23 protein-coding genes, 1 tRNA gene and 4 pseudogenes are annotated in these 26,808 nt (G+C 70.3%); 16 read left to right on the forward strand and 12 right to left on the reverse strand.

What is annotated here, in order from left to right; genetic code table 11:
* Positions 1-193: 193 nt before the first annotated feature.
* Positions 194-979, reverse strand: coding sequence for a zinc-dependent peptidase (locus ACFJIT_RS00215; RefSeq protein WP_379654623.1), 786 nt, complete (start codon positions 977-979; stop codon positions 194-196).
* Positions 946-1,227, reverse strand: coding sequence for a hypothetical protein (locus ACFJIT_RS00220; protein ID WP_130516336.1), 282 nt, complete (start codon positions 1,225-1,227; stop codon positions 946-948). The genes ACFJIT_RS00215 and ACFJIT_RS00220 overlap by 34 nt, the downstream gene beginning before the upstream one ends.
* 109 nt (positions 1,228-1,336) lie before the next feature.
* Here ACFJIT_RS00220 and birA point away from each other — a divergent pair, with 109 nt between their 5' ends.
* The 9 genes from birA to ACFJIT_RS00265 all read left to right on the forward strand — a co-directional run bounded on the left by birA (position 1,337) and on the right by ACFJIT_RS00265 (position 7,649).
* Positions 1,337-2,338: a bifunctional biotin--[acetyl-CoA-carboxylase] ligase/biotin operon repressor BirA gene (birA, locus tag ACFJIT_RS00225; protein ID WP_379654624.1), complete on the forward strand. Its 1,002-nt coding sequence runs from the start codon at positions 1,337-1,339 to the stop codon at positions 2,336-2,338.
* On the forward strand, positions 2,335-3,099 hold the full coding sequence (locus ACFJIT_RS00230; protein WP_379654625.1) for a type III pantothenate kinase: 765 nt from the start codon (positions 2,335-2,337) through the stop codon (positions 3,097-3,099). The genes birA and ACFJIT_RS00230 overlap by 4 nt, the downstream gene beginning before the upstream one ends.
* Before the next feature lie 11 nt (positions 3,100-3,110).
* Entirely contained in the window at positions 3,111-3,908 is a 798-nt protein-coding gene (locus ACFJIT_RS00235) for an SPOR domain-containing protein (RefSeq protein WP_379654626.1), read from the forward strand.
* 21 nt (positions 3,909-3,929) lie between these two features.
* Positions 3,930-4,005, forward strand: a tRNA-Thr gene (locus ACFJIT_RS00240).
* A gap of 147 nt (positions 4,006-4,152) precedes the next feature.
* Complete coding sequence (locus tag ACFJIT_RS00245) at positions 4,153-4,308, forward strand: entericidin A/B family lipoprotein (RefSeq protein ID WP_130516342.1); 156 nt, start codon at positions 4,153-4,155, stop codon at positions 4,306-4,308.
* Between the two features lie 197 nt (positions 4,309-4,505).
* Entirely contained in the window at positions 4,506-4,715 is a 210-nt protein-coding gene (locus ACFJIT_RS00250) for a CsbD family protein (protein WP_130516345.1), read from the forward strand.
* Between the two features lie 159 nt (positions 4,716-4,874).
* On the forward strand, positions 4,875-6,173 hold the full coding sequence (locus ACFJIT_RS00255) for a tryptophan--tRNA ligase (RefSeq protein ID WP_379654627.1): 1,299 nt from the start codon (positions 4,875-4,877) through the stop codon (positions 6,171-6,173).
* A 92-nt stretch (positions 6,174-6,265) separates the two neighbouring features.
* Complete coding sequence (locus ACFJIT_RS00260) at positions 6,266-7,207, forward strand: MBL fold metallo-hydrolase (RefSeq protein WP_130525064.1); 942 nt, start codon at positions 6,266-6,268, stop codon at positions 7,205-7,207.
* Between the two features lie 85 nt (positions 7,208-7,292).
* Complete coding sequence (locus tag ACFJIT_RS00265) at positions 7,293-7,649, forward strand: hypothetical protein (RefSeq protein ID WP_379654628.1); 357 nt, start codon at positions 7,293-7,295, stop codon at positions 7,647-7,649.
* Between the two features lie 10 nt (positions 7,650-7,659).
* Here the strand turns inward: ACFJIT_RS00265 and ACFJIT_RS00270 are convergent, their stop codons facing one another.
* A complete protein-coding gene (locus ACFJIT_RS00270) occupies positions 7,660-8,418 on the reverse strand; it encodes an SDR family NAD(P)-dependent oxidoreductase (protein WP_379654629.1) in 759 nt (252 codons plus the stop codon).
* A gap of 135 nt (positions 8,419-8,553) precedes the next feature.
* Here ACFJIT_RS00270 and ACFJIT_RS00275 point away from each other — a divergent pair, with 135 nt between their 5' ends.
* On the forward strand, positions 8,554-8,898 hold the full coding sequence (locus ACFJIT_RS00275) for a DUF6172 family protein (protein WP_130517582.1): 345 nt from the start codon (positions 8,554-8,556) through the stop codon (positions 8,896-8,898).
* Between the two features lie 313 nt (positions 8,899-9,211).
* Here ACFJIT_RS00275 and ACFJIT_RS00280 read toward each other — a convergent pair whose 3' ends face one another.
* The 7 genes and pseudogenes from ACFJIT_RS00280 to ACFJIT_RS00310 form a co-directional block, all read right to left on the reverse strand.
* Positions 9,212-9,808, reverse strand: a complete 597-nt coding sequence (locus ACFJIT_RS00280) for a hypothetical protein (protein WP_379654630.1) — start codon at positions 9,806-9,808, stop codon at positions 9,212-9,214.
* A 255-nt stretch (positions 9,809-10,063) separates the two neighbouring features.
* On the reverse strand, positions 10,064-10,504 hold the full coding sequence (locus ACFJIT_RS00285; RefSeq protein ID WP_306995422.1) for a hypothetical protein: 441 nt from the start codon (positions 10,502-10,504) through the stop codon (positions 10,064-10,066).
* 181 nt (positions 10,505-10,685) lie between these two features.
* Positions 10,686-12,081: pseudogene (locus ACFJIT_RS00290) on the reverse strand (dihydrolipoamide acetyltransferase family protein).
* Positions 12,082-12,354: 273 nt separating this feature from the next.
* Positions 12,355-12,696, reverse strand: a complete 342-nt coding sequence (locus tag ACFJIT_RS00295; RefSeq protein ID WP_379654631.1) for an SH3 domain-containing protein — start codon at positions 12,694-12,696, stop codon at positions 12,355-12,357.
* Between the two features lie 17 nt (positions 12,697-12,713).
* Positions 12,714-13,719, reverse strand: a pseudogene (locus tag ACFJIT_RS00300) (alpha-ketoacid dehydrogenase subunit beta).
* A gap of 46 nt (positions 13,720-13,765) precedes the next feature.
* Positions 13,766-14,845, reverse strand: coding sequence for a pyruvate dehydrogenase (acetyl-transferring) E1 component subunit alpha (gene pdhA / locus ACFJIT_RS00305; RefSeq protein WP_286577777.1), 1,080 nt, complete (start codon positions 14,843-14,845; stop codon positions 13,766-13,768).
* A gap of 176 nt (positions 14,846-15,021) precedes the next feature.
* A pseudogene (locus ACFJIT_RS00310) lies at positions 15,022-18,559 on the reverse strand (Calx-beta domain-containing protein).
* A gap of 181 nt (positions 18,560-18,740) precedes the next feature.
* Here ACFJIT_RS00310 and ACFJIT_RS00315 point away from each other — a divergent pair.
* Positions 18,741-19,610, forward strand: a complete 870-nt coding sequence (locus tag ACFJIT_RS00315; protein ID WP_379655680.1) for a tryptophan 2,3-dioxygenase — start codon at positions 18,741-18,743, stop codon at positions 19,608-19,610.
* A 112-nt stretch (positions 19,611-19,722) separates the two neighbouring features.
* Positions 19,723-21,244 (forward strand): annotated as a pseudogene (locus ACFJIT_RS00320) (peptide MFS transporter).
* A gap of 68 nt (positions 21,245-21,312) precedes the next feature.
* Here ACFJIT_RS00320 and ACFJIT_RS00325 read toward each other — a convergent pair.
* A complete protein-coding gene (locus ACFJIT_RS00325; RefSeq protein WP_379654632.1) occupies positions 21,313-22,152 on the reverse strand; it encodes a helix-turn-helix domain-containing protein in 840 nt (279 codons plus the stop codon).
* 92 nt (positions 22,153-22,244) lie between these two features.
* Between ACFJIT_RS00325 and ACFJIT_RS00330 the strand changes: the two genes are divergently transcribed.
* Positions 22,245-22,703 carry a DUF6265 family protein gene (locus ACFJIT_RS00330; protein ID WP_379654633.1) on the forward strand — a complete coding sequence of 153 codons (459 nt, stop codon included), beginning with the start codon at positions 22,245-22,247 and terminating at the stop codon, positions 22,701-22,703.
* 95 nt (positions 22,704-22,798) lie between these two features.
* On the opposite strand, the gene ACFJIT_RS00335 is transcribed toward ACFJIT_RS00330, so the two are convergent.
* Complete coding sequence (locus tag ACFJIT_RS00335) at positions 22,799-23,338, reverse strand: MarR family winged helix-turn-helix transcriptional regulator (protein WP_130516372.1); 540 nt, start codon at positions 23,336-23,338, stop codon at positions 22,799-22,801.
* Positions 23,339-23,416: 78 nt separating this feature from the next.
* Between ACFJIT_RS00335 and hppD the strand changes: the two genes are divergently transcribed.
* From hppD to hmgA, 3 genes are all read left to right on the forward strand, one after another.
* Positions 23,417-24,526, forward strand: a complete 1,110-nt coding sequence (hppD, locus tag ACFJIT_RS00340; RefSeq protein WP_379654634.1) for a 4-hydroxyphenylpyruvate dioxygenase — start codon at positions 23,417-23,419, stop codon at positions 24,524-24,526.
* 110 nt (positions 24,527-24,636) lie between these two features.
* Positions 24,637-25,035 (forward strand): endonuclease domain-containing protein, encoded by a 399-nt coding sequence (locus tag ACFJIT_RS00345; protein WP_379654635.1) that lies wholly within the window; start codon positions 24,637-24,639, stop codon positions 25,033-25,035.
* A 34-nt stretch (positions 25,036-25,069) separates the two neighbouring features.
* Positions 25,070-26,368 carry a homogentisate 1,2-dioxygenase gene (hmgA, locus tag ACFJIT_RS00350; protein ID WP_379654636.1) on the forward strand — a complete coding sequence of 433 codons (1,299 nt, stop codon included), beginning with the start codon at positions 25,070-25,072 and terminating at the stop codon, positions 26,366-26,368.
* Positions 26,369-26,808 lie beyond the last annotated feature (440 nt).

A 26,808-nucleotide genomic window follows, 5' to 3' on the forward strand; every position in this document is an offset into this window, starting at 1 on the left:
AACAACCTTCATAAGCGAAGTTCGAGGCCGCAAGCTCCTGATCGATTCCCGATTCCCGATTCCCGATTCCCGAATCCCGAATCCCGAATCCCGAATCCCGAATCCCGACTCCCGAATCCCGAATCCCGAATCCCGAATCCCGAATCCCGAATCCCGAATCCCGAATCCCGAATCCCGCCGCCGCGCCGCGCCGCTAGAACATCGCCGGCGGCGCGCCGTACAGCCTGACCAAGTGTTCGGCGACTTCCGGCATTGCCTCACGCAAGACCTGCGGAGCGGAGAAGTGGTATTCGCTGACCACGGCGAAGAATTCCTCCGGCGACTCGGCCGCATAGCCGTCGATGCGGGTGCGCTTGCCGGCGTCCACGCGCAGGCACAGGGCGTCGTAGTGCTGCTGGAAGTCCTTGGCCCAGGCGCGCTGCCAGCTGCCGGGCAGGGGCGGGCTGCCGTCGAGCACGCCGTTGAGGCCGTCGAGCTTGTGCGCCATTTCGTGCACGGCCACGCAATAGCCGGCGGCCGGGTCTTCGATATCGGCCTGGACGTCGGCCCAGGACAGGATCAGCGGGCCGCTGTCCCAGGATTCGCCGGCCAGTTCGTCTTCCCACTCGTGCAGCACGCCGGCCGCATCGACGTGGCTGCGCTGCACGCGGAACGCCTCGGGATATACGATCAGCTGCGACCAGCCGCGCAGCCCGCCGATGCCGAACTCCAGCAGCGGCAGGCAGCACAGCGCGGCCAGCTGCACGCGTGCATGCTCGTCCAGCTCCAGGCCGCCCAGCGCCGTGATCGTCTTCTGATGGAGGAAGCGCGCCGCCAGGGCGCGCAGCGTCTCGCGCTGGGACGGCTGCAGGCCACGGACCCACGGCAGGCCGTCGCTGGCCTGCTGCCAGAGGGTGTCGTCGAGGGAGGGCGGCTGGCCACGCAGCCAGCGCAACAGCGGCTGGATCAGCGGAACATCCCGGGCAGGAAGCTGTTCCACTTGGGCGCGCGCAGGCGCAGCACGCCTTCGTCGTCGCCACCGCCGCCCTGGCTGGTCGCCGGTGCGGCGGCGTGGCCATAGCCGGACGCCGGACTGCTCTTGTCCGCCGTCGCGCCGGTGGTGGACTCGCCGGCGCGATTGCCCGACGCTGCCGGTGCGGTCGCGGCCACGGCAGTGCGCCCGTTCTGGGCCAGCACGGGCGAGGCGACGCAGGACAGCAGCACAACGGCAAGGCAGGCGCGAAGCATCGGAAGACTCCGGGGCGGGGCACACAGCGGCGAAACCCGATCATAACGCGCTTTTGACTTCCTGTACGCCATGACAGCGTCCGCCGGCCCTCCCCATAATGGCGGCCTGATGACCGCCCTCCCTGTTCAGTCTCCCGCGTCCGCCGAGCGCGAGCGCCAGCTCCTGTCGCGCCTGATGCAGGGGCCGGTGTCGGGCGACCTGCTGGCGCAGGAGACCGGGCTGACCCGGACCGCCATCTGGAAGCGGGTCCAGGCCTTGCGCGAGGCCGGCATCGCCATCGCCGGCAGCGCCGGTCAGGGCTACGCGCTGCAGGGACCGCTCGAACTGCTGGACGCCGACGCCCTGCGCGCGGCGCTGCCGGCCCAGGCACTCGCCCTGATCGCGCAGCTGGAGGTGGCCTGGAGCCTGGATTCCACCAACAGCGAGCTCCTGCGCCGCACCAGCCCGGACTACGGCTGCGCCGTGCTGCTGGCCGAGCGCCAGACCGGCGGTCGCGGCCGCCGCGGACGCAGCTGGGCCTCGCCCCTGGCCGCGCACATCTATCTGTCGGTGGCCCGGCGCTACAGCGGCGGCCTGGCCCGGCTGGGCGGGCTGAGCCTGGTGGCCGGCGTGGCGGTGGCCGAGGCGCTGCGCGCGCTGGGCCTGGCCCAGGTAGGCCTGAAGTGGCCCAACGATCTGGCGGTCGACGGGCGCAAGCTCGGCGGCCTGCTGGTCGAGGGCGGCGGCGAGGCCGGCGGCCCGGTCCGCGCCGTGGTCGGGATCGGGCTCAATGTGCGCATGCCGCAGGTGCAGGGCGAGGCGATCGACCAGCCCTGGATCGACCTGGCGGGCGCGCTGCCGACGCCGCCCGCGCGCCAGGCGGTGGCGGCGGCGGTGCTGGCGCAGCTGCTGCCGGCGCTGGCGCTGTTCGACAGCGAGGGGCTGGCGCCGTTCCTGTCGCGCTATGCCGCGCTGGATGCGCTGCGCGGACGCGCGGTGACGCTGAAGCTGGACGAGGGCAATGTGGTCGGCACCGCCGAGGGCATCGCCGAGGACGGCGCGCTGCGCGTGGCGACCGCGCAGGGCCTGCGCGTCTTCCACGCCGGCGAAGTCAGCGTGCGCGCGGCATGAGTCGGGAGGCGATGCCGCAGCGCTGGCTGCTCGATCTGGGCAATACCCGGCTCAAGGCCGCGCCGCTGCAGGCCGACGGCCGGATCGGCGCGGTGATCGCGCTGGATCACGGACGCGGCGCCCTGCTGGACCAGCTGCGCGCGCAGCTGCCTGCGTATGGCGCGTCGGCCTGCCTGGCCAGCGTCGCGGCGCCGGCCCTGACTGCCGGCGTGCTGGAAGTCCTGCAGGAACGCTTTCGGCTTGTCTCGCTGGCACGCACCCAGGCGCAGCTGGCCGGTCTGCGCGTGGCCTATGCCGAACCGGCGCGGCTGGGCGTGGATCGGTTCCTGGCCATGCTCGGCGCGCGCGCGCGCGGCGCCGGGCCATGGCTGGTAGCCGGCGTGGGCACAGCGGTGACGATCGATCTGGTCGCCGCCGACGGGACGCACCTGGGCGGGCGCATCGCGCCGTCGCCGCAGCTGATGCGGCAGGCCCTGCACCGGGCCGCCGCGCAGCTGCCGGCCGAGGGCGGGGTGTTCGACGAGTTCGCCAGCGAGACGGTCGACGCGCTGACCTCCGGCTGCGACGGTGCGGCCGTGGCCCTGATCGAACGCAGCCTGGCGCAGGGGGCCCAGCGCCTGGGCCAGACGCCGTCGCTGCTGCTGCATGGCGGCGGCAGCGCCCCGTTGGCGGCGCTGCTGCCGCAGGCGCAGCGCATCGACAGCCTGGTGCTGGAGGGCCTGGCCGTGTGGGCCGGGGTCTGCGCCGTGCCGGCCCGATAGAATCCTGCGCCATGCTGATCCGTGCCCTGATCCTGTTGCTGGTCGTCCTCAACCTCGGCGTCGCCGCGTGGTGGCTGATGGCGCCGTCGTCGCCGGCGCCGGTGACGACCGCGCAGGTCGATGGCCTGCCCTTGCTGGAGACGCCGACCCCGCAGCAGCTGGCCCAGGCGCGTCGCGCCGCGGCCAGCCGCCCGGCGGTCGAGGCGCCGCCGTCGCCGCAGCTGGTCGAGGCCAAGCCGAGCACGGCCGTGCCCGCGACGCCGACGCCGCAGGCCAAGCCGGTCGCGCCGCCCAAGCCGGCGCCCGTCGCCGCGCCCGCGCCTGCGCCTGCGCCGGAACCGCCGCCGAAGCCGGCGCCGCTGGCCTGCACGGCGCTGGGTCCGTTCGACAGCGAGGCCGAGGCGCGCGCCGCCCAGGGCCGGCTCAAGCCGGCGCCCGCGTCGGCCAGGCTGCGCAGCCAGAACCAGCCGGCCCGCGCCTACTCGGTGATGGCGCCGTTCGCCGATCGCGCCGCGGCCGAGGACATGGCCCGGCGGATCACGGCCGCCGGCTTCGACGACCTGATGGTGATCTCCAACGGGCCGTCCTCGGGCGTGGCGCTGGGCCGCTACAGCACGCGCGAGGCCGCCCAGCGCCGCCAGCGCGACCTGGAGGCGGCCGGCTTCGATGCGCGCATGGAGGCGGTCGGTCCCGAGGGCCCGGTGCAGTGGTGGCTCGACGTGCGCGCCAGCGCGCCGGCGACCGCGCTGCAGGGCCAGGCCGGGGCCGCGCGCGCCGTGGCGCAGGACTGCGCACGCGCCAACGGCTAGAATGCGCCGCGACGCGTCATCGCCGCTTTAGCTCAGCAGGTAGAGCAACCGCCTTGTAAGCGGTAGGTCGTCCGTTCGATTCGGACAAGCGGCACCATCTCCCGCAAGGCCGAACCGGCGCCTTGTGCAACCGAAGCTGACCGCTGTTCAGCGTGTTCACGCAGTTTCGACGAGGCGCTCGGCAGCCTTCACATCAAGGTTTTCCAAAGGGGAAAGCCGGGAAACCAACTTCGGAGAATTCCCAATGAAGCGCACGATCTGCCTGCTGGTGCTGTCCGTTTTCTTCGCCGGTTCGCTGGCTGCCTGCAACACCGTCAAGGGCGCCGGCAAGGACGTCCAGAAGGTCGGCAGCAAGATGGAAGATTCCGCCGACAAGACCGGCGGCACCGGGACCAAGTAATCCCGCTGCAGCGTTCAAATGATTCAACGAAGAAGCCGGCGCAAGCCGGCTTCTTTGTTCGTGCGCGCCGGTGACAGGTGCGACAGGCGCGGTGCGCTAACGCCCCCTCCACGCGCGGCTCATGCGCGCGCAACACGCGGCCGGGCAGGCTGCCCGCACGGCATCGATCCGCCGTGTTGAAACCATGAGGTGAACGCATGAACAAGGACATCATCGCCGGCAACTGGAAGCAGCTCAAAGGCAAGGCCCAGGCCAAGTGGGGCGACCTGACCGACGACGTGTTCGACGTGGCCGAGGGCAACGCCGAGTACCTGGCCGGCAAGCTGCAGGAGCGCTACGGCTGGGACCGCGACCGCGCACAGAAGGAAGTGAACGCCTTCGAGCGTTCGCTGGACGAGCGCCACTGATCTTTCGCAGGCGCAGCGTGATCAGGCAACGGGCCCCTCGCGGGCCCGTTGTCGTCTGCGGCCGTGTTGGCACATGCGACGGGCAGGCCGCCGCTTAGGCCGGGCAGTCGCCGCGGGCGGGTAAACTGGACGGCCCGCTTGCCACCGCCCCGCCTTCGCATGAGCACCCGCGTCCTGACCGGCATCACCACTTCCGGCACGCCCCACCTGGGCAACTACGTGGGCGCGGTCCGCCCGGCCATCGCCGCCAGCCGCGCCGCCGACACGGAGAGCTTCTACTTCCTGGCCGACCTGCACAGCCTGATCAAGGCGCAGGACCCGGCGCGCACGCAGCGCTCGACGCTGGAGATCGCCGCGACCTGGCTGGCCGCCGGGCTGGAGCCGGACAAGGTGTGGTTCTACCGGCAGAGCGACATCCCCGAGATCTCCGAGCTGACCTGGTTCCTGACCTGCGTGGCCGGCAAGGGCATCCTCAACCGTGCCCATGCCTACAAGGCGGCGGTGGACAGGAACGTGGCCGACGGCGAGGACCCGGATGCGGGCGTGACCGCGGGCCTGTTCATGTATCCGGTGCTGATGGCCGCCGACATCCTGCTGTTCAACGCGCATCAGGTGCCGGTGGGGCGCGACCAGATCCAGCACATCGAGATGGCGCGCGATTTCGGCCAGCGCTTCAACCACGTCTATGGCCGCGAGTACTTCACCCTGCCCGAGGCGCTGATCGACGATCACGTCGCCACCTTGCCCGGCCTGGATGGCCGCAAGATGAGCAAGAGCTATGGCAACACGATCCCGCTGTTCGCGCCGCCGGCCGAGCTGAAGAAGCTGATCTTCTCCATCCTCACCGATTCGCGCGCGCCGGGCGAGGCCAAGGACACCGAGGGCTCGCCGCTGTTCCAGCTCTACCAGGCCTTCGCCTCGGCCGAGGAAACGGCCGACTTCGCCCAGGCCTATGCCGAGGGCATCGGCTGGGGCGATGCCAAGCAGCGCCTGTTCGAGCGCGTCGAGCGCGAGGTCGCGCCGCTGCGCGAGCGCTACGAGACGCTGATCGCCAAGCCGGCGCGCATCGAGGAGATCCTGCGCGACGGCGCGCAGCGGCTGCGGGCGAAGTACGCCACGCCGTTCCTGGGCGAGCTGCGCGATGCGATCGGCCTGCGCGACCTGTCCTCAGTGAGCACGGTGCAGGCGCAGACGGCGCCGAAGGCGTCCTTGCCGGTGTTCAAGCAGTACCGCGAGGCCGACGGCAAGTTCTACTTCAAGCTCTCCGATGCGCAGGGCCAGGTGCTGGTGCAGAGCCGCGGCTTCGACGCGCCGCGCGATGCGGGGCTGCGCGTGGCGGCGATGAAGGAGGCGAGCTCCGCCGACGCGCTGCCGGCGGCCGATGTCGAGCTGCGCGTTCCCGCCGACGAAGTGCTGGCCGCGCTGGCCGCGCTGCGCGAGGCCGCTGCGCAGGCCTAGCGCGCGCTAGGACCTTGCGACCAAGGCCGCATCGTGCGTGCACGTGGCGCTGCCTAGAATCGCCGCATCCTTCTCGATACGGCGCGCACGCCATGAGCCAGCACGGCATCCACACGGTCGACACCGCCTTCCAGCGCGACCACTTCGACGCGTGTTATCTCATCGTCGAACACGGGCGCGGCGCGTTCGTCGATTGCGGCACCAACCATTCGGTGCCGCTGCTGCTGCAGGCGATCGCGCGGGCCGGGCTGACGCCGGCCGACATCGACTGGCTGCTGGTCACGCACATCCATCTGGACCACGCCGGCGGTGCCGGCCTGCTGCTGCAGCATCTGCCCAACGCCCGGGTCGTCGCGCATCCGCGCGCGGCGCCGCACCTGATCGATCCCTCGCGCATCATCGCCGGCGCCACCGCGGTGTACGGCGCCGAGGAGATCGAGCGCAGCTACGGCCAGGTGCAGCCGGTGCCGGAGTCGCGTGTGGTGGTGGCCGAGGACGGCCATGTGGTCGACCACAACGGTCGTCCGCTGCTGTGCCTGGATACGCCGGGCCACGCCCGGCATCACTACTGCGTCTGGGATGCGCGCAGTGCGTGCTGGTTCACCGGCGACACCTTCGGCCTGTCCTATCGGGAGCTGGACGGCCCGCAGGGGCCCTTCATCCTGCCGACCAGTTCGCCGGTGCAGTTCGAGCCCGAAGCGCTGAAGCAGTCGATCGCGCGGATGCTCGCCTACGAGCCGCAGGGCATGTATCTGACCCACTACGACCGCGTCGGCTCCAGCTACGCCGAGGTCGAGAAGCTGGCGCAGGATCTATACGAGCAGATCAATGCGATGGAGGCCCTGGGCCGCGATGCCGACGGCAAGCCGGACCGCCACGCGAAGCTGCTCGAGGCCCTGTCGACGCTGTACCTGCAGCGCGCCCGCGCGGCGCAGGTGCCGCTCGAGGATGCGCAGATCGAACGCGCGCTGGCGATGGACATCGAACTCAACGCGCAGGGGCTGGCCTGCTGGTTGGATCGGGAGCGGCGGTGAGTGTTGCAAGCCGTGGCGGCAGTGACACCTGGCGGCGACTTCATGTGGGCAGGATCGAGCCTTGTCGGATCAAGGGAACCCAAGGATGACCAAGGGCAGGCAGATGACAGGTTGGCGCGCGCGATGGGGTCTGGCGCGCGGTTCCGATGTGGCGGCCTTCTGGATGGCCATCGCGGTGGTCGGGACATTGATGGTGCTGGGCATATTGGGCGTACGGACCACCGGCGCGCTGCAGCCTGCTGCGCTGGCGTGCTTCGCTGCGTCGCTCTGGATCGAGCGCCCACTAGATCGACGGCGGGGGCTGTTGAACATGCGCCTGGGGCAGATTCATGAAGCCTTCGCCCAGGGCCTGGTGCCGCGCATGCCCTTGGCCTCGCGACTGTTGTCGATCACAGGCGCGGGACTGTTGCTGATCGCGGTCGTCCGCGCGATCGAAGGATAAGTACGCGTAGCTAAGCGCTCAGCGACTGGCCGCCGTCGACGGCCAGGATCTGGCCGGTGATCCAGCGCGCCGCGGGCGAGGCCAGGAAGACGGCGGCGTTGGCGATGTCCTCCACCGCACCGAACTCGCCGAACGGGATGCGCTCGCGGATGCGCGCGTACAGCGCCGGCTCCTGGGTGCGGCGCTGCGCCCACAGGCCGCCGGGAAACTCGATGGAGCCCGGCGCGATGGCGTTGACGCGGATCTTCTCGCGCGCCAGTTCGGTGGCCAGGGTCAGCGTGTAGTAGTTCAGCGCCGCCTTGGCGGTGGAGTAGGCGGCCGCGCGCGGCGTGGGCACCTGGCCGTTGATCGAGGAGATGTTGAGGATGCTCGGGGAGGCGCTGCGGCGTAGATGCGGCAGCGCCAGGCGCGTGCTGCGCACGGCGGACATCAGGTCGACGTCGAAGCCGGCCTGCCAGCTGGCGTCGTCGCTGCCGTGACCGTAGCCGGAGGCGTTGTTGATCAGCACGTCGATGCCGCCGAGCGCGCCGGCCGCGGCCTCGATCCAGGCTGCGATCTGCGCGGGATCGGACAGGTCGCAAGGCAGGGCGTGCACGGCCAGGCCATGCCGGGAGAGATCGGCCACCGCGGCCTGCAGCGGCGCCTGGCCGCGTGCGCAGATCGACAGCCGGGCGCCGGCCGCGGCGCAGCCCTGCGCGATGGCCAGGCCGATGCCGCGGCTGCCGCCGGCCACCAGCACGCGCAGACCCTGCAGGCTGGAAGTGTTCATCGCCTCGTGCTCCTGTTCGAAAACGCCCATGATGCGCCTGTGCCGGTGAGCACCGGGGCGGTGGCGATGAAGCGCGGCATTCGCGCAATGGCCCGTGGTGGCCTCACAATGCCCGGCCCTCCCGTGGACCACGCCATGCGCAAGACCTACCACCTGGATATCGAAGGCCGGCATCCCGAGCGCCTGCTGGAGGCGGCCAAGCACGACATCCGCAAGTACCTCAAGCGCGAGCGCCGCAAGCCCTTGCCGGCCGGCGCGGACATCTGGGACTTCGATGCGCGCTTCGGCCAGGACGAGGCGGGCGCGCAGCCGCTGCCGCTGACCGAACTCATCCGCGCCATCGACCAGCATGTCGCGGCCGGTGCCGTGCAGTTCTATGTCGAGCTGCTGCGCAAGCCGGGCAACCGCAATGCGCGGCCGCGCGGGCGCGATGGTGCCGCTGCCGCGGATGCGGGCGAGGATCTGTACGACGGCGACTGAGGTCGCCTGACGGCGAGCGCTGGTTGCGGCGAGGCGCGTCGAGGCGCGTCGAGCGCTGTGGCACGCGCCGCCTGGACGTTTCGCGCCTCGGGCCAATCGTTACGCCCCTGCTGTGGTTCCCGTGAGAGCGGGAACTCAGGAGATTTGAAGCCAAGCACTGACGTCCATGGGTTCCCGCTTTCGCGGGAACGACGGTCTTGTCAGGTCTTTCAGGTCGAAGACGCAGCAGGCTCGAAGCGGCTCTGCTGATCGCTTTGGGTGCGGACACGTTCGAGCAGCGCGCCTTGCTCCGCGCGCGTCGGCGCGAGGGCGATCAGGGCAGGCGCTTGCGCAGCGCCTGTTCGCGTGCGGCGTTTTCCGCCCGCAGCTGGGCCAGCGGGGCGATGCCGGCGGCCGCGCGCTCCTGGTCGCTGACCGCGCCCTCGCGCACCGCCAGCGTGCAGGTGGGCGGCGTTGCGCGCGCATCGCAGACGGGCTGGGTGCCGTACCACTGCTCGGGTTGCCGCGAGAGCAGCCAGCGATCGGTCGTGGCCGCCGCCAGCCAGCGCAGCTGCGCATCGTCCGGCGCCAGGGTGGCGCCCAGCGTCGCCAGCGCATGCGCCAGGGCGTAGTCATCGCCGGTCAGGCCGTGCTGGAAGATGGTGGCGGCCATGCGGTAGTCGTCGGCGCTGCGCAGCGTGCCGGCCCGGATCATCGCGCGCACCTGTTCGCGGCGCTGTGCGTCGTGCTCGGCCATCGCCTTGGCGGCGGATTTCAGCGCGACTGGATCGGTCAGGGTCCGCACTTGGCTGCGTTCGGCCTGGTCGGCCTGGTACAGCGCGGCCAGCGAAGTGTCGGCCTTGGACTGGGCCGCGGCGCCGCCGCAGGCCAGGGCGCCGCAGGCGAGGAGCAGGAGTGCGCGAAGCTGCATGGGATCTTCCGTGAGAGGCAGGGGGCGAGTCTGACCTGGCAAGACGCACGCGTGCAACGTCCCGGCACCAACCGGGGCCAAGGCCGCCAGCGCGCACTGTTGGATGGGGGCGACAGGGCGAAGGCCACGGACTTGCGGCCGCATCTCTGTGGGCGATCGCATCCGCGCGCGATGGGTCCCTCTCAGCGTTCGCCAGCGTCGCAGCAGGCCATCGGTGGATGCCTCCCACCTGCGCCTGCACGTCTCGCGATCAGCTCACGCCGGCTTGAGTACCGAGTCCAGCTGCGCCACGCACGAGAAATGCACGCTCTTCTGCTCGCCCAACTCCACTTTCTGGAAAGCCAGGTTGATCGGCGCCCAGATGGCCTGGTTCGGGAAGCGCAGCACGATGAAAGGGAAGAACGACAGCGAGGATTCGGGCACGAAGCGCGCCGGATCGACCCAGGCGGCAGGATGCTCGCGTAGGGCGACCTCGCCGATGTAGCAGCCGAAGCGGAACAGCGTGGAGGGAATGCGGTCGGCGGGCAGGCCGTCGTCGTGCATCTGCTGCAGGATGCGGTCGACGTGGTGCAAGGAGTCCAGGCTGTAATCCAGGACGGTCCCGTCCACGTCCTTGGTGGCAGCGACGATGTTGGCGGCGTGCCGTTCGGCGAATTCCGGCGTCGGTGGGAATTCCAGCTTGAGCTTCATGTTCACGATGGGGCGTCCTGAGGGGCGGATGGAACAGGACGGGCCTGATGACATCCGGCGTCATTGCACGTGGATCGGTGGCGGCATTCTGGGGCGCCACCGCCGCCATCGTCCATCCGCTGAGGTGCATGCGCGCCCAGGCCAGGACGCCCGTCGCGGCCTGGGCGATATCGCCTGGCGCCGTGGATCAGTCAGCCAGCGCCAGGTCGTCGATCAGCGCGCGCAGGAAGCGGGCGGCTTCGCCGCCGGTGCAGGCGCGATGGTCGAAGGTCACCGACAGCGGGATGACCTTGTGCGATTCGAAGCCGCCCATCACCGGTGTCATCTGGAAGCGCGCGCGCCCGGCCGCGACGATGGCCACGCATGGCGGCACCACGATCGGGGTGGCGTAGCGGCCGGCGAACATGCCGAAGTTGGACAGCGAGATGGTGTAGCCAGTCAGCTCGCTGGCCGGGATCGAGCGCTCCTGCACCTGGGTGCGCAGGCGGTTGACGCCTTCGCGCACGCCGCGCGCGTCCAGGATGTCGGCATTGCGCAGGGCGGGCACGAACAGGCCGTCGTCGGTGTCCACCGCGATGCCCACGTCCACGTGTGGGTGCAGGGTCCGGGTCAGCGCCTCGCCGTCGAACCAGGCGTTCATCGCCGGCACCGCGCGGCAGGCGGCGACGAGGCCGCGCACCAGGCGCGCGGTGACGTCCTGGCCCGGCGCCCGAGGCCTGGATGTCGGCGTCGTCGTTGAGCGTGGTCGCCACGACCTTGGCGTGCGCGTCGGCCATGACCCGCGCCATGTTGCGACGCACGCCCTTGAGCGGCTCGGGCTGGCCGCTGGCGCCGCTGCCCGGGGGCGAGGTACGCATCGGCTTGCCGCTGGCCGACAGCGCGGTGCGCGCGCGGTCCGAGCCCCGCTCCCCCTGGGATGAGGGTTCGGGACGTGCGGCACCCGCTCTGGCCGCCGCACTCGCACCCCCGGCCGCACTCGCGGTGGGAGCGGGGAGCAACAGCGAAGCATCGGCGGCGGCCTGCTTGACGTCGGCCATGGTGACCACGCCCTCGGCGCCGGTGGCGCGCACGCGCGTCAGGTCCACGCCCAGCTTGCGCGCCATCGCGCGCACCGCCGGCATCGCCTTGACGCCACCCATGGCGATCGCGGCCTCGGCCTGGACCGCGTCGGAGGACTGCATCGCGCCGACCACCGTGCCGGCATCGTCGCGCTCGTGGTCGAAGCTTTCCACGGCCGGCGTCGGTGTGGGGGCCGGCGCCGGCTTGGCAGGCGCGGCGGGCTTGGGCGGGCCGTGGTGATGGCCGGTGTCCTGGCCTTCGGCGCGCTGGGGCAGGTTGGGATCGGGTTCGAACTGGGCCAGCATCGCGCCGGTCACCACCACCTCGCCGGCGGCGCCGGCCAGCTTGAGCACCTTGCCCGACACCGGCGAAGGCACCTCGACCACGGCCTTGGCCGTCTCCATCGACACCAGCGGTTCGTCCAGGCGCACCACGTCGCCCTCCTTGACGAACCATTCCACGATGGTCGCATCGGGCAGGCCCTCGCCCAGGTCGGGGAGGTGGAAGGTCTTGCTCTCGGTCATGGTCGGGTCCTACTGATGTGATGGGGACCAGCCACGTTGTCGTGTCCGGTCGCCAGGTGGTCGTGCGCGGCGCAGTGGGCGAACCATGGTTCGCCCGAGGCTGGGTGCCTGTTCAAGCCGCGCGCGGCCAGCTGGCGGCCGGACACGGCAACCCGGAGGGCTGCGCTTGAGTGCGCGCGGCGAGGCGTCACTCGGTCATTGGTTGGCATAAATTCCTCACGTTCTTCGTTGCCCTGCACGCACTCAAGTGCGGCGTGGCTGGTCCCCATCGCATCAGTAGGACCCGTTCTCTTGAATCAATTCGACCGCGCGGTCCGGGATCCAGCCGCTGCGTCCCTGTGCATCGTGCGCCCACCACCAGCCGGCGTGTTGGCGTTCCAGCGTGATCACATCGCCCGGGTCGGCGTCGAGTTCGCGCGTGTCGTAGTCCTGCTGGGCCGTGGCGCCGGCCTCGTCGATGCGGAACACATCGGCCGGCATCCAGCCGCCCAGGCCCTGGGCCAGGGTGGCCCAGACGAAGTCGGGCCACTCGTGGTCGTGCTCGCCCAGCACCGCGCGCTCGCCCTGGGCCACGCGCACCGGCACGCGGTCGGGCGCGCGGTGGCGGGTCAGCACCGCGCGCGCGCCGCATGTCAGCCGCGTGCCAGCGTGCGCTTGGCCGCCTCGACCACGCGCTGGGCGCTGGGCATGTACTTCATCTCCAGGCGGAACAGCGGCATGTGCGTGTCCGGCCCGGTGACGCGTTCGACCGGGGCGAGCAGGTCGTACATGCATTCCTCGGCCAGGCGCGCGGCGATCTCCGCGCCGAAGCCCGCCGTGCGCGGCGCCTCATGCACGATCACGCAGCGCCCGGTCTTGGCCACCGACTCGGCGATGGTGTCGAAGTCCAGCGGGGTCAGCGTGGCCACGTCGATCACCTCGGCGCTGATGCCCTCGGCGGCGAGCTGATCGGCCGCCTCCAGCGCTTCCTTGACCTGCGCGCCCCAGCTCACCAGTGTCACATCCGAGCCGTCGCGCAGGACGAAGCACACGTCCAGCGGCAGCGCCTCGCCGTCGTCGGGCACGCGCTCCTTGTACTGGCGGTAGATGCGCTTGGGCTCCATGTAGATCACCGGATCCGGGTCGCGGATCGCCGCCAGCAGCAGGCCGTAGGCGCGCTGCGGCGAGGACGGCATGACCACGCGCAGGCCGGGCACGTTGGTGAAGATGGATTCGTTGGCCTCGGAGTGGTGCTCGGGCGCGCGGATGCCGCCGCCCCACGGCACGCGCAGCACCATCGGGCAGTGCAGGCGCCCACGCGTGCGGTAGCGCAGGCGTGCGGCGTGGCAGACCAGGTGGTCGACCATCGGGTAGACGAAGCCGTCGAACTGCGCCTCGGCCACCGGCTTGAGGCCCTGCGCAGCCATGCCCACGCTCAGGCCGGCGATGGTGGTCTCGTCCAGCGGCGTGTCCAGGATGCGCTGGGCGCCGAAGCGCTTCTGCAGGCCGGCGGTGGCGCGGAACACGCCGCCGTTGACGCCCACGTCCTCGCCCAGCACCACTACGGTGGGATCGTGGGTGATTTCCCAGGCGCAGGGCCTGGGTGATGGCTTCGATCAGGGTGATCGGCGTGGCCGCCGGGGTCTCGACGGTCGGCATCGCGTGGGTCTCGCTGGTCGCTTCGTGCGCGGGCATCGGCTTGTGCTCATCCATGGCGCTGCTCCCGGGCGATGGCGTCGGCGCGCTGCTTCAGCAGTTCCGGCGGCGGGTCGGCGTAGAGGTAATCGAACATCGCCTCCACCGGCTGCACCGGGGTGGCCAGATACGCGTTGACCTCTTCGTCCACGCGCTGCCCGCACTGCGCCTTCCAGGCGCTTTCCTGTTCCTCGTCCCACAGGCCCTGCGCGGTCAGCCAGGCGCGCATGCGCGGGATCGGGTCGCGTTCCCAGGCGGCCTTGACCTCGGCCTCGTCGCGGTAGCGGCGGGCATCGTCGGCGGTGGTGTGGTCGGACAGGCGATAGGTGACGAACTCCAGCACCGTGCCGCCCTGGCCGCTGCGCGCGCGCTGCATGGCCTGGTCCATCGCATCGAGCACGGCGATCAGGTCGTTGCCGTCCACCTGCAGGCAGAACAGGCCGCCGGCCAGGCCCTTCTGTGCCAGAGTTTGCGCACCGGTCTGCGCCGAGCGCGGGACCGAGATGGCCCAGCCGTTGTTGACCACGCCCAGCACCAGCGGCAGCTGGTAGGCGCCGGCCGAATTGAGCGCGGCGTAGAAATCGGTCTTGGACGAGCCGCCGTCGCCGCAGGTGCTCACCGCCACGCGGTCTTCGCCGCGCAGCTTGAACGCCAGCGCCGCGCCGGCCGCGTGCAGGCACTGGGTGGAGATCGGCACCGACCAGGAGAAGTCCTGGCGCGGGACTTCGAAATCGTTGCCGCGCTCGTCGCCGCCCCAGTACAACAGCACCTCGCGCGGCTTCACCCCGCGCATGAACTGCGCGCCGTACTCGCGATAGCTGGGCGCGAACACGTCCTGCGGGCGCATGGACGCGCCGATGCCCACGTGCGTGGCCTCGTGGCCCAGGCACGAGGCATAGGTGCCCAGCTTGCCGGTGCGCTGCAGCGCGATGGACTTGGTGTCGAACACGCGCACGAACAGCATCTGCTTGAACAGCTCGACCAGCCGGCCGGTGTCCTTGGCCAGTTCGGGCAGGGGGCGCCCGTTGGAAGTGCCGTCGGGGTTGAGGTACTGCAGGAATTCGATCTGGAAACTGGCTGCCAGGGACATGGCATCGTCGGTCTTGCGGAATGAGGACTTCATCATAGCCGCGCCATGGTAATGACCCGGTGCGGCTTTTCCTTCATGCAGCGCAGCAGCAACCGGTTCCCGTTCACCCCGTTTCACGCAAAAAAACGCGGCCCATCAAGGGCCGCGTGGGTTTTTGCCGGGATGTGTCGTCCCGCTTACCTGACCGCGGTGGAAAACCGTGTGCCGTTGTTGGACGTGTCGCGCTCGGTCGAGGCGGTGGACACCCGCGCGTCGACCTTGACCGTGGATCCGCGCCGCGCCGTGCCCGTGGTCACCCACAGCGGGAACGCCGCCTGCGCGCCATCGGCCAGCGGCGTGCGCGTGACGCAGCGCAGCTGGGTATTGCGCAGCGAGCCCTCGCGCCGGCAGCTCCAGCCGCGCGGCGGATCGATCAGCGTCAGCACGTTCAGCGTATTGCCTTCGATCAGCACCTGCGCATTGGCCGCCGGCTGGCCGGCGTTGGCCACATGCACCACATAGCGCGTGTAGAACTGCGGGGCGCGGATGCTGGCCGGGCCTTCGACGGACACCGACACATCGGCGGTCGGCGGCGCGGTCACCTGCACCTGGGCCACGGCCTGGTTGTTGCTGCTGTCCGGGTCGAAGGTCTGCGAGGTCGCGGCCACGGCCAGGGTGACGCCGGTACCGGACTGGCTGGCCACCGAGGTCGCGCTGACGCTGAAGTCGGCCGTTGCGGCGTTGTCCAGCGTGGCGCTGTTGCAGGCCACCGAGGTCATGCCGTCGGCCACCTGCGCCGCATCGCAGCTCCAGCCACTCGGCGCGACGACCGTCATGTCCGGCAGCGCGCCGGCCAGCGAGAAGCCCACGCCCGGGGCGTTGGCGCCTTCGGGCCCGTTGTTGCGCACGTTCACCGTGTAGTGCAGTGGCTGGCCGGCGACGACGCTGGCGGCGTCGGCCGTGGCGGCGATCGCCAAGTCGGCCTTGGGCGCCAGTTCGAAGTAGGCCACCACCGGATCGTGGTCGGACAGGCGGGCCGGCGAGGTCGCATCGTTGCGCGCCACTTCCGGGAAATCGGCGTTGATGCGCGCGTGGTCCATGCCAAAGGCGGTGGTGGCCAGCACCAGCGCGTCGTTGACCAGCACATGGTCCAGCGTCTGCGCGCTGCCGCCGAAGGTGTAGGAGTAGTTCTGGCCGGCGGCGAGCAGTTCGCCCAGGTTGGTCAGGTCCGGATTGACCAGGTCGGCGCCGTCGCCGGGCACCAGGGTCTGCGCATCGGGGCTGGGCAGCCCGGTGATGGTGCCCAGCGCATCGACGTAGCCGTCGTTGAACTGGAAGGCGTTGAAGTCGCCCAGCACGGTGATGCGCCGCTCCGGATTGTCGGTCTGCAGGCCCTGGATCAGGTCGGCCAGGAACACCGCCTGCGCCTGGCGCTTGGCGCGCACGCGCTCACCGGCGGCGTCGAGCGTGTCGGCGCCGTTGAGCGAGCGCTGATGCACGGCGATCACGGTGATCGGGAAGCTGCGGCCGTCGGCCCAGTGCACCACCGCATCCAGCGCCAGCGGCGGGCGGTCGTTGAGCAGGCTGGTGGCGCCGGAGGGCTCGGTCCAGGTGGTGTCCTTGCCGTACTGGGTCACGCCTGAGACCTCCACGCGCGCCACGCTGGCGCCGACCGTGGCGGTCTTGACGCAGGAAGCCCACGTCGATGCCGCCCACATCGTTGCCTTCCTTCAGGTAGGGCACGTACTGCGGATCGGCCAGGCCCTGCGCCACCGCGTCGGCGTTGACCTTGTCGGCCACCTTCTGCAGCGTGGCCAGGTTCTCCATCTCCACCACCGCCAGGATGTCGGGCAGGTGCAGATAGTCGCGGATGGCGACCGAGGCCTTGGACAGGCGGTTGGCGAAGGCCGAGGGCGTCAGCGTCGGCGCGCCGTTGCCGTCGGCGGTGGTGTCGAAGAAGCGCTCCATGTTGTAGCCGGCCACGGTGAACTCGTTGGCGTTGGGCGCGCGCGCCGGCGTCGGCCCCGGGCCGGCGACGGTGTCCACCGCCACGCTCGGGTCGCGCACGATCACGTAGTGGCGATAGCTGTAGTCCAGCGGGCCGGTCAGGCCGCTGACCACCGCGCCGGTGGCCAGGTCCAGCGCGGTGCTGGCGCCGCCCAGCGTGTCGCTGTCGATGGTCAGGATTTCCGGATTGCCGTCCCACTGCGGGATGGCGCCGGAGACCGGCGTGGGCGCCTCGATGCCCGGCTCGCGGAACGGGCGCGCGGTGTCGCCGATCACGGCGTAGAACTGGCCGTCGGTGGTGCCGGTGGCGTTGACCTCGTTGGTGAAGCCGCCGGTCGGGCCGACCACGCGCAGCTGCGGCACGGTCACGCGCATGCCTTCGAAGCGCTCCAGCTGGTCCAGGCCGCCGCCGGCGGTGAGCATGGAGGCGTTCAGCGCGATCGGCGCCGGCAGCGCCTGGCCGCTGGCCAGCAGCGTGGCGGTGACGCCGCCGCTGAGCTCGGTCAGCGGGCGCTGGTAGGGATCGGCGCTGGGCACGTATTCCTGCACGGTGCCGGACACGCGCACCAGGTTGCCGACCACGGCCGCGGCCGGGCGCGTGCTGCCGGTGTAGACGTACAGGCCCTCGGAGGTGGCCGGGTCGCTGTCGACCTCGGCGTCGGGCGTCTGGATCCAGAAGCCGACGTTCTTGACCGCGGTGACGATGCCGGTGGTGTAGACCAGCGCGCCCTTGCGCGGCGACTCGATGCCCGCGCCCTGGATGTCGTGGATGGCGGTCAGCGACAGATCGTCGTTGACGATGGTGCCGGTGGCCTTGGCCGTGCCCAGCAGCGCCGCGCCGGACAGGTTGGACAGGGTCAGGCTGAAGGTCTCGTCGGCCTCGGTGACGCTGTCGTCGATGAGGGTGACGGCGACCGTGGCGCTGGTCTGCCCCGCGGCGAGGGTGACGCGGCCGCTGCCGGCGACGTAGTCGCTGCCGGCGGTGGCGGTGCCGTCGGCGGTGGTGTAGTCCACGCCGATGCCGCCGGACGGCGCCGGCTGGCTCAGGGTCAGGGTGAACACCAGCGGGCCGGCGCCCTCATCGCCCGAGGCATCGGCGATGGACAGCACCGGCGTGCCGGCCGCGCCGCAGATGCTCGCGGCGCTGGCGCGGTTGCGCGGATTGGGCGCGCCGGTGGCGAAGTCGGTGGCGTTGTCGTTGCCGTCGGTGCAGCCATCGCCCGCGCGCAGCACCGCCAATGTGTTGCTGGGTGCCGGCGTGGGGCCGCTGCCCTCATAGCAGCTGGCGTTGCCGCCGAAGCCGACCAGGTCCACCGCGCCGCTCGGGCAGGCGCCGCTGAGCGCGGTGGCGCTGGCCACCAAGGCGACCTTGCCGGCGGTGCCGGACATGGCGATGCCGCCGCTGGCGTCCGGCGTGGGCAGGGCGGTGCTGCCGCCGCTGCCCTTGGCCTCCTGCACCAGGTAGTAGCCGCCCGCGGGCAGGCTGCCACTCAGCGCGGTGACCGCCCAGCTGGTGCCGGTGGCGCTGGCGTACTGCACGCTGTAGCCGGACAGGTCCACCGCCGCGGTGCCGGTGTTGTGCAGCTCGATGAAGTCGTTGGTGTAGGTGGCGCCGCTGTTGCCGCCGCCGCCGTAGACCTGGCTGATCACCACCTGGGCCTGCGCGATCTGCGCGCTGCCCAGTCCCAACATCGCAAGCGCCAGCAGGCGCGACCAACGCGTCGTCATCGACGGCTTCTCCATGGCAAGGCTTCGGGGGACGAGGCCGGTTTGCCCCCGGCCCATTCCCCGACTATGAACGAACCCTGAGTAAATTGCATGACAGCCATCGGCCGCGACACGCCGGCATCCGGCCATGCCCGGCGGCGCGAGCGGCTACCATGCCGCTCCCCTCGGGATGGCCGAAGACATGCAGATCCAGGACAACCAGCGGCCGCTGGAAGACGGCATCCATACCGATCTGGCCGGTCGCACCACCTACGGCGGCTATCTGCGCCTGGACCAGCTGCTCGCGGCGCAGCAGCCGCTGTCCGAGCCGCCGCACCACGACGAGATGCTGTTCATCGTCCAGCACCAGGTCTCCGAGCTGTGGATGAAGCTGATGATCCACGAGCTGAGCGCGGCCATCGGCCACCTGCGGCGCGACGAGGTCTGGCAGACGCGCAAGGTGCTGGCGCGCGCCAAGCAGGTGCTGCGCCAGCTGACCGAGCAGTGGTCGGTGCTGGAGACGCTGACGCCGTCGGAATACATGGGCTTCCGCGACGTGCTGGGCCCGTCGTCGGGCTTCCAGTCGCTGCAGTACCGGCAGCTGGAGTTCATGCTGGGCAACAAGAACGCGGCGATGCTCAAGGTGTTCTCGCACGATCCGGCCGGTCAGCGCGCGCTGGCCGCCGCGCTGGAGGCGCCGAGCCTGTACGAGGAGTTTCTGCGCTATCTGGCGCGCTTCGGCCATGCGGTGCCGGTGCAGCACCTGGAGCGCGACTTCCGCCATGCGCACGTGCGCGACGAGGCGCTGCTGCCGATGTTCGAACGCATCTATGCCGACACCGACCGCTACTGGCGCGAGTATTCGCTGGCCGAGGACTTCGTCGACCTGGAGACCCAGTTCCAGCTGTGGCGCTTCCGCCACATGCGCACGGTGATGCGGGTGATCGGCTTCAAGCGCGGCACCGGCGGCTCCTCGGGCGTGGGCTTTCTCAAGCAGGCCCTGGAGCTGGAGTTCTTCCCGGAGCTGTTCCAGGTGCGCACGGTGGTGGGGCTGACAACCCCGTCAGCCTGAATCCGGCGGGATTGGTTTCATTTGACGCAAAGCCCGGCTGCGGCGATCCTGCGCCGTCCCCCGCGCGGGGCGTTTTTTTGTCTACGCACGATTCAAGAGGGGAATCTGACGCATGACCGCCCAGTCCAACTGGTCCACGCTCGAGCCCGCGCCGCCGGCGAATGGCGAACCGCCGAAGTTCGACAACCTGATGGGGCATCCGCGACCGCTGTGGATGCTGTTCATGACCGAGTTCTGGGAGCGCTTCGCCTTCTACGGCATCCGCTGGGCGCTGGTGCTGTACATCGTGGCGCAGTTCTTCGGCGGCGATGCCTCGGGCCAGGCCGATGCCAGCCGCACCTACGGCGCCTACCTGGCGCTGGTCTACGCGGCGGCGATCTTCGGCGGCTACATCGCCGACCGGGTGATCGGCTACCAGCGCTCGATCCTGCTCGGCGCGGTGGTGATGGCCGCCGGCCTGTTCCTGATCTCGGTGCCCCACCACCAGGTGTTCCAGCTCGGCCTGTCGACCATCATCGTCGGCAACGGCCTGTTCAAGCCGAACATCTCGACCATGGTCGGCAAGCTCTATGGGCTGAAGGACGAGCGGCGCGATTCGGGCTTCACCATCTTCTACATGGGCATCAACATCGGCGCGATGATCGCCCCGGTGCTGACCCAGGTACCTGGCCGAGCAGGTGTTCGGCACCCAGGCCATGCCGTCCTACAAGATGGTGTTCATCGCCTCGGGCGTGGGCATGCTGGTGTCGCTGGTGTGGTTCTACATCGGTCGCCGCGGCCTGGGCGGCATCGGCGCGCCGCCGGCCGACGCCCAGGGCATGGGCCGCACCTGGCTGGTGGCGGTGGGCTGCGTGGTCGCCGTGCCTGTGGTGTACTTCCTGCTGGCCATGGGCGCCAACGCGCTGGCCTGGGTGCTGGGCGTGATGTTCATCGCGCTGGCGGTGCTGTTGCTGGTCGAAGGCGTGCGCGAGGGCAAGGTCCAGCGCGACCGCGTAATCGCCATGCTGATCATCTTCCTGTTCAACGTGCTGTTCTGGTGCTTCTTCGAACAGGCCGGCAGCAGCTTCACCTTCCTGGCCGACGAGATCGTCAACCGCCGCTTCGGCGATTGGACCTTCCCGACGGCGTGGTTCCAGTCGGTCAACTCGATCGCCATCATCACCCTGGCGCCGCTCATCGCCTGGCTGTGGGTGCGCCTGGGGCGCTTCAATCCCTCGATCCCGCGCAAGTTCGGCCTGGGACTGCTGTTCAACGGCTCGGCCTTCCTGCTGCTGATGTTCGCCCTGTCCACGCTGGTCAGCGACGCGGGCAAGATCCCGTTCTGGACCTTGTTCATGGTCTACGTGCTGCAGTCGGTGGGTGAGCTGTGCCTGTCGCCGATCGGCCTGTCGATGGTGACCAAGCTGGCGCCGGTGCGGCTGGTCGGCTTCGGCATGGGCGGCTGGTTCCTGTCCACCGGCATCGGCAACAACCTCTCGGGCATCTTCGCCGGGCTGGTCAGCGGCGAGGGCGGCATGACCGTGGCCTCGGCCCAGCACGCCTACACGGTGGGCTTCTGGATCCTCACCGGCTTCGGCGTGACGCTGTTCCTGATCGCCCCGCTGGTCAACAAGCTGATGCACGGCGTGAAGTAAGCCGCGGCACCGCGCTCGCGCGGCGACGCCCAAGGGGCTGCTGCGCGTGGCGCGAGAGGCGGTGTGCTTCAGGCGCTGGCGTGCCCGCGGACGAAGGCGGCCGCCAGCCGCACCGCATCGGCGCCGCCGCGATCGCCACGCAGGGCGCGCACCAGCCGCGCCGGCGTCATGCCGGTGAGCCGGGCCAGGTCGTGGGTGGCATGCGCCTGGTCGCTGTAGCCGTGGCGCGCCGCGGCCTCGGCGATGGGCGCGGCATCGCCATCCAGCGTGCGCAGCAGGGCCTGCAGCCGGCGCACCCGGGCGTACTCCTTCGGCGTCAGGCCGACCGCCGCGAGGAAGCGCGCCTGCAGCGTGCGCATCGCGACGCCCAGGCGATCGGCGAGCGCGGCCATGCGCACATCGCCCTCGGTGGCGTCCAGCAGCGCGGCGGCCTGTTCGGCCAGCGCGTCCACGGCGAAGCCGGCGCACTGAACCTGCAGCAGATCCCACAGCGGCTGCTGCGTCCCCGCGCGCGCGCTGGCGCGGGCTGCCTGCTCGAAGCGGGCCGCGAACGCGGCGTCCAGCGTGTACAGATCGGGGGCCTGTTCGCGCAGGGTCGGCAGTCGCGCGCCGGCCACCAGGGCGCTGGCGGCGGCGGTCAGGCGCACGCCGATGCAATGCACCGGGCCGGTGGCCTGCAGGCGGATGGGCCCCAGCTGCTGGGCGGCGAAGCAGAACGCCTGGTCCGCGCGCAGCTGTCCGTCGGCGCCGTGGAAGCGCAGGGGCACGCCCAGTTCGGCCAGCAGTTCGCAGCGGCCATCCGGATAGACGGTCTGGACGGCCGCATCGGGCGCGTCGTCGCGCAGGACCCACAGGCAGTCCACGTAGCGGCGCAGCGCCGGCGGCGGCATGTGTTCGGCGTAGTCCATGGCCAGGCATCGAACAGGCTTGTGCGTGTTTTTACAAGCATCGCCGCGGCGCCGTCGCTAAGGTCGCCGCATCTTCCTTGAAGGGGTGCGACATGCGGATGGCGAAGGCGATGCTGGCGATCGGGTTGGCGATGTGCGTGGGCGCGGCGCAGGCCGCCGAGCCGGACCTGGGGTGGCTGTCCGGCCGCTGGTGCGGGGGCGAGGCGGGGCGCATCATCGAGGAAGCCTGGCTGGCGCCGGTGGGCGGCGAGCTGATCGGGCTGTCGCGCACCAGCAAGGGCGATACGACGCAGTCGTTCGAGTTCATGCGCATCGCGCGCGATGGCGCGGGGCTGGCCATGCGCGTCCAGCCCAACGGCGTCGCGGCGACCGTGTTCCCCATGGTGGCCAGCGGCCCGGGGTGGATCCGGTTCGAGAATCCCGCGCACGATTTCCCCAACACGATCGAGTATCGGCGCCAGGGCGAGCGCCTGAATGCCTGGATCGCAGGCGCGGGCCCGGATGGGAAACCCACGCGCATCGACTTCGACTACACCCGCTGCGGGCCGTGAGCGTGCGATCAGGACCCCGGGGCGCACGCGGCGCCCTCTGAAACGAAAAACGCCGCGGAAGACCGCGGCGTTTTCTTCTCGGCTTTGCCGCGCGCTCAGCCCAGCGGCGGGTTGCGGTCGGCCGAGGACACCGGGCTGACCGGGGCGTCCTTCAGCCCGGCCAGCAGGTTGTCCATGCCGCTGCCGGCGAGGCGCTGCATCAGCGTGTGCAGCTGGGCGACTTCGGCCTCGTCGAGGACCGAGAGCAGGCGGCGCTCGCATTCGAGCACCAGCGGCGCCACGGTGTCGTGCAGGTCGCGGCCCTTCTCCGACAGCGCCAGCACCGAGCGGCGGCGGTCGTCGCCATGGATGTCGCGGCTGACCAGGCCGCGTTCGAGCAGGCGCGCCACCGCGCGGCTGACCGCCACCTTGTCCATCGCAGTCTGCTCGGCCACCTCGCCGGCGGACAGGCCGGGATAGCGGCCGAGCACGCACATCGTGCGCCACTCGGTCATCACCAGGCCGAAGCGGCGGTAGTACTCGGCGGAAATGGCCTGGCTGACGCGGTTGGACAGCACGCTCAGCTGGTAGGGGACGAAGGTTTCCAGCTGCAGGGTCAGCGGCTGGGCCGGTGGCAATGGGTCGGGCTGCTTCATGGTGCGGTGCGGCTTGTCAGCTTGTTTCAGATGAAACTATGCTGTCGCCAAGTCCTTTGCAAGGTGGGAGAAATGTCCGTGAGCGCCCAGCCCTCCATCCAGGCCCCGCAGACCAAGTCGCAGGTTGCCACGTTCGACAACCCAATGGGCATCGACGGCTTCGAATTCGTCGAATTCGCCGCCCCCGCCGGCCAGGGCGGCCAGCTGCACGACTACTTCCGCAAGCTCGGCTTCACCCAGGTGGCGCGGCACCAGACCCGGGCCATCAGCACCTATCGGCAGAACGACTGCACCTTCCTGATCAACGAGGACCCGGATTCGTTCGCGGCCGACTTCGCCGCCCAGCACGGGCCGAGCGCCTGCGGCTTCGCCATCCGGGTCAACAAGCTGGCCGAATGGGCGCGTGTGCAGGCGCTGAAGAACGGCGCCGAGCAGATCGGCCCGCGCGAGCTGACCAAGGCCGTGGCCGCGCCGGTGATCAAGGGCATCGGCGGCTGCATGCTCTACATCGTCGACCGCTACGACAGCAGCGGCACCATCCACGATCCGGACTACGAATGGCTGCCGGACGTCGAGCGCATGCCCAAGGGCTTCGGCCTGACCTTCATCGACCACCTGACCCATAACCTCTACCCGGGCAACATGGCGCAGTGGGCCGACTACTACGAGCGGCTGTTCAACTTCCGCGAGATCCGTTACTTCGACATCAAGGGCGCCAAGACCGGCCTGCTGTCCAAGGCGATGACCGCGCCGGACGGCATGGTGCGCATCCCGCTCAACGAATCGTCGGACCCCAAGTCGCAGATCAACGAGTATCTGGATGCCTACAAGGGCGAGGGCATCCAGCACATCGCCTGCTTCACCGACGACATCTATGCCACGGTCGAGCAGATGCGCGCGGCGGGCGTGGACTTCCTGGACACGCCGGACACCTATTTCGAGGTGATCGACCAGCGTATTCCGGACCACGGCGAGGACGTCGAGCGCCTGGCGCGCAACAAGATCCTGATCGACGCCGATCCGGAGACCGGCAAGCGCAAGCTGCTGCAGATCTTCACCCAGAACGCGATCGGCCCGATCTTCTTCGAGATCATCCAGCGCAAGGGCAACGACGGCTTCGGCGAAGGCAACTTCAAGGCGCTGTTCGAGAGCATCGAACGCGACCAGATGCGGCGCGGCGTGCTGTAGGGCTCAAAGCCCCTCTCCCTCCGGGAGAGGGGTTGGGGTGAGGGTTAGGCGAAGTGGCCATGATGATCAGCGCTATGCTCCTTCCAGGCTCACAGACAGGACGTCTGCCAATGAAGGGACAAGTTAAGCCGCCGCTGCCAACACGGACGTTGCGCCACGCACGCGCCCTGCGCCGCGAAATGACCGATGCCGAGCGCTTGCTCTGGCGGCATCTTCGCGGTGGCCAACTGAAAGGTCTGAAGTTCCGGCGGCAGCATCCGATTCCTCCGTACATCGCGGATTTCTGCTGCGTCGAACTGAAACTCATCGTTGAACTCGATGGCGGTCAGCATTCGGAGCAGAGCGATGCCATGCGCACCAAATTTCTGGAGTCGCAAGGGTGGCGGGTCGTGCGGTACTGGGATAACGAAGTGCTGACGCAGATCGAAGCGGTGGTTGAGGCGATCTGGAACATCGCCTGCCACCGTACCCTCACCCCAACCCCTCTCCCGGGGGGAGAGGGGCTTTAGTGCGCTGCGAGAGGCAAACAAGGTGGGCGAGTCCATGAGTGCGACGCAGTACATGACCGGCTTCGGCAACGCGTTCGCCAGCGAGGCGATCGCCGGGGCGCTGCCGGTGGGGCGCAATTCGCCGCAGCGGGTGGCCTTCGGGCTGTATGCCGAGCAGCTGTCGGGCACGGCGTTCACCGCGCCGCGCGGGCAGAACCGGCGCAGCTGGTTGTACCGGATCCGGCCGGCGGCGATGCATGGCGGTTTCGCGTTGTTCGAGCAGGCGCCTGACTTCCACAACGGCTTCGGCCAAGGGCCGGTGAGCCCGGACCAGCTGCGCTGGTCGCCGCTGCCGCTGCCCGAGGCGCCGACCGACTTCGTCGAAGGCCTGCTGACCATGGCCGGCAACGGCGCGGCCGAGGCGCAGCACGGGGTGGGCATCCATCTGTACGCGGCCAACCGCGATATGGCGGGGCGCTGGTTCTACGATGCCGACGCCGAGCTGCTGATCGTGCCGCAGCTGGGCCGGCTGCGGCTGGCCACCGAGTTCGGCGTGATCGAGCTGGAGCCGCAGCAGATCGCGGTGATCCCGCGCGGCGTGCGCTTCGCGGTGACGCTGCCCGACGGCCAGGCGCGCGGCTATGTGTGCGAGAACTTCGGCGCGCCGCTGCGCCTGCCCGAGCTGGGGCCGATCGGGTCCAACGGCCTGGCCAATTCGCGCGATTTCGAAACGCCGGTGGCCGCCTACGAGGATGTCGAGGGCGACTTCGAGCTGATCGCCAAGTTCCAGGGCCATCTGTGGCGCGCGCCCATCGGCCACAGCCCGCTGGACGTGGTCGCCTGGCATGGCAACGGGGCGCCGTACCGCTACGACCTGCGCCGCTTCAACGCGATCGGCTCGATCAGCTTCGATCATCCCGATCCGTCGATCTTCACCGTGCTGACCTCGCCCAGCGACACGCCGGGCACGGCCAACCTGGACTTCGTGATCTTCCCGCCGCGCTGGCTGGTGGCGCAGGACACCTTCCGCCCGCCGTGGTTCCATCGCAACGTGGCCAGCGAGTTCATGGGCCTGGTGCACGGCGCCTACGACGCCAAGGCCGAAGGCTTCGCGCCGGGCGGGGCCTCGCTGCACAACGGCATGACCGGACACGGGCCGGATGCGGCCACGTTCGAGAAGGCCTCGCATGCGGACCTGTCCAGGCCGGACGTGATCGCCGACACGATGGCCTTCATGTTCGAGACGCGGGCGGTGCTGCGGCCCACGCGTCAGGCGATGGAGGCCGCGCACCGCCAGCGCGACTACCAGCAGTGCTGGGCGGGGCTGAAGCGCAACTTCCAGCCGCCGGGCTGAGGCCTGTCGGGGGCAGAGGCGTCGGCGTCTCCAGCGCGTGCAGGTGGTCTTCGGGCAGCACCTCGCGCAGGCGGTCGGCGATGCGCTGCACGTAGCCGGCCGAGGTCAGCGCTGGCAGCAGTTGCAGTGCCTCGCGCATGGTCTGGACCGCCAGGTCATCGTCGGCGGCGCGCTGCAGTTGGGCGTGCAGGCGCAGGGCGTCGGGGTGGCGCTGCAGTTCGAGCATGCCGAGCAGGTACAGGCGCGCGGCCACCATCGAGCGTCGGTGGGCCGCAGGCGCGGGCGTGGCGGTGGGCGCGGGCATAGTGGGCGCCGCCGGCGTGTGTGCAGGCCGCGGCGGCGGGGCGGCTTCTTCGGCCAGGTCGAGGTAGCCGGCCCGGATCAGCGCGGCCACGTGTAGCGGCGTGTCGGCGCCCAGCATCGCGGTCAGCGCCTCCAGG

Origin of the sequence: Pseudoxanthomonas sp. UC19_8 (assembly GCF_042700505.1) — a bacterium.
In the GTDB taxonomy this organism is placed as follows: Bacteria; Pseudomonadota; Gammaproteobacteria; order Xanthomonadales; family Xanthomonadaceae; genus Pseudoxanthomonas_A; species Pseudoxanthomonas_A winnipegensis.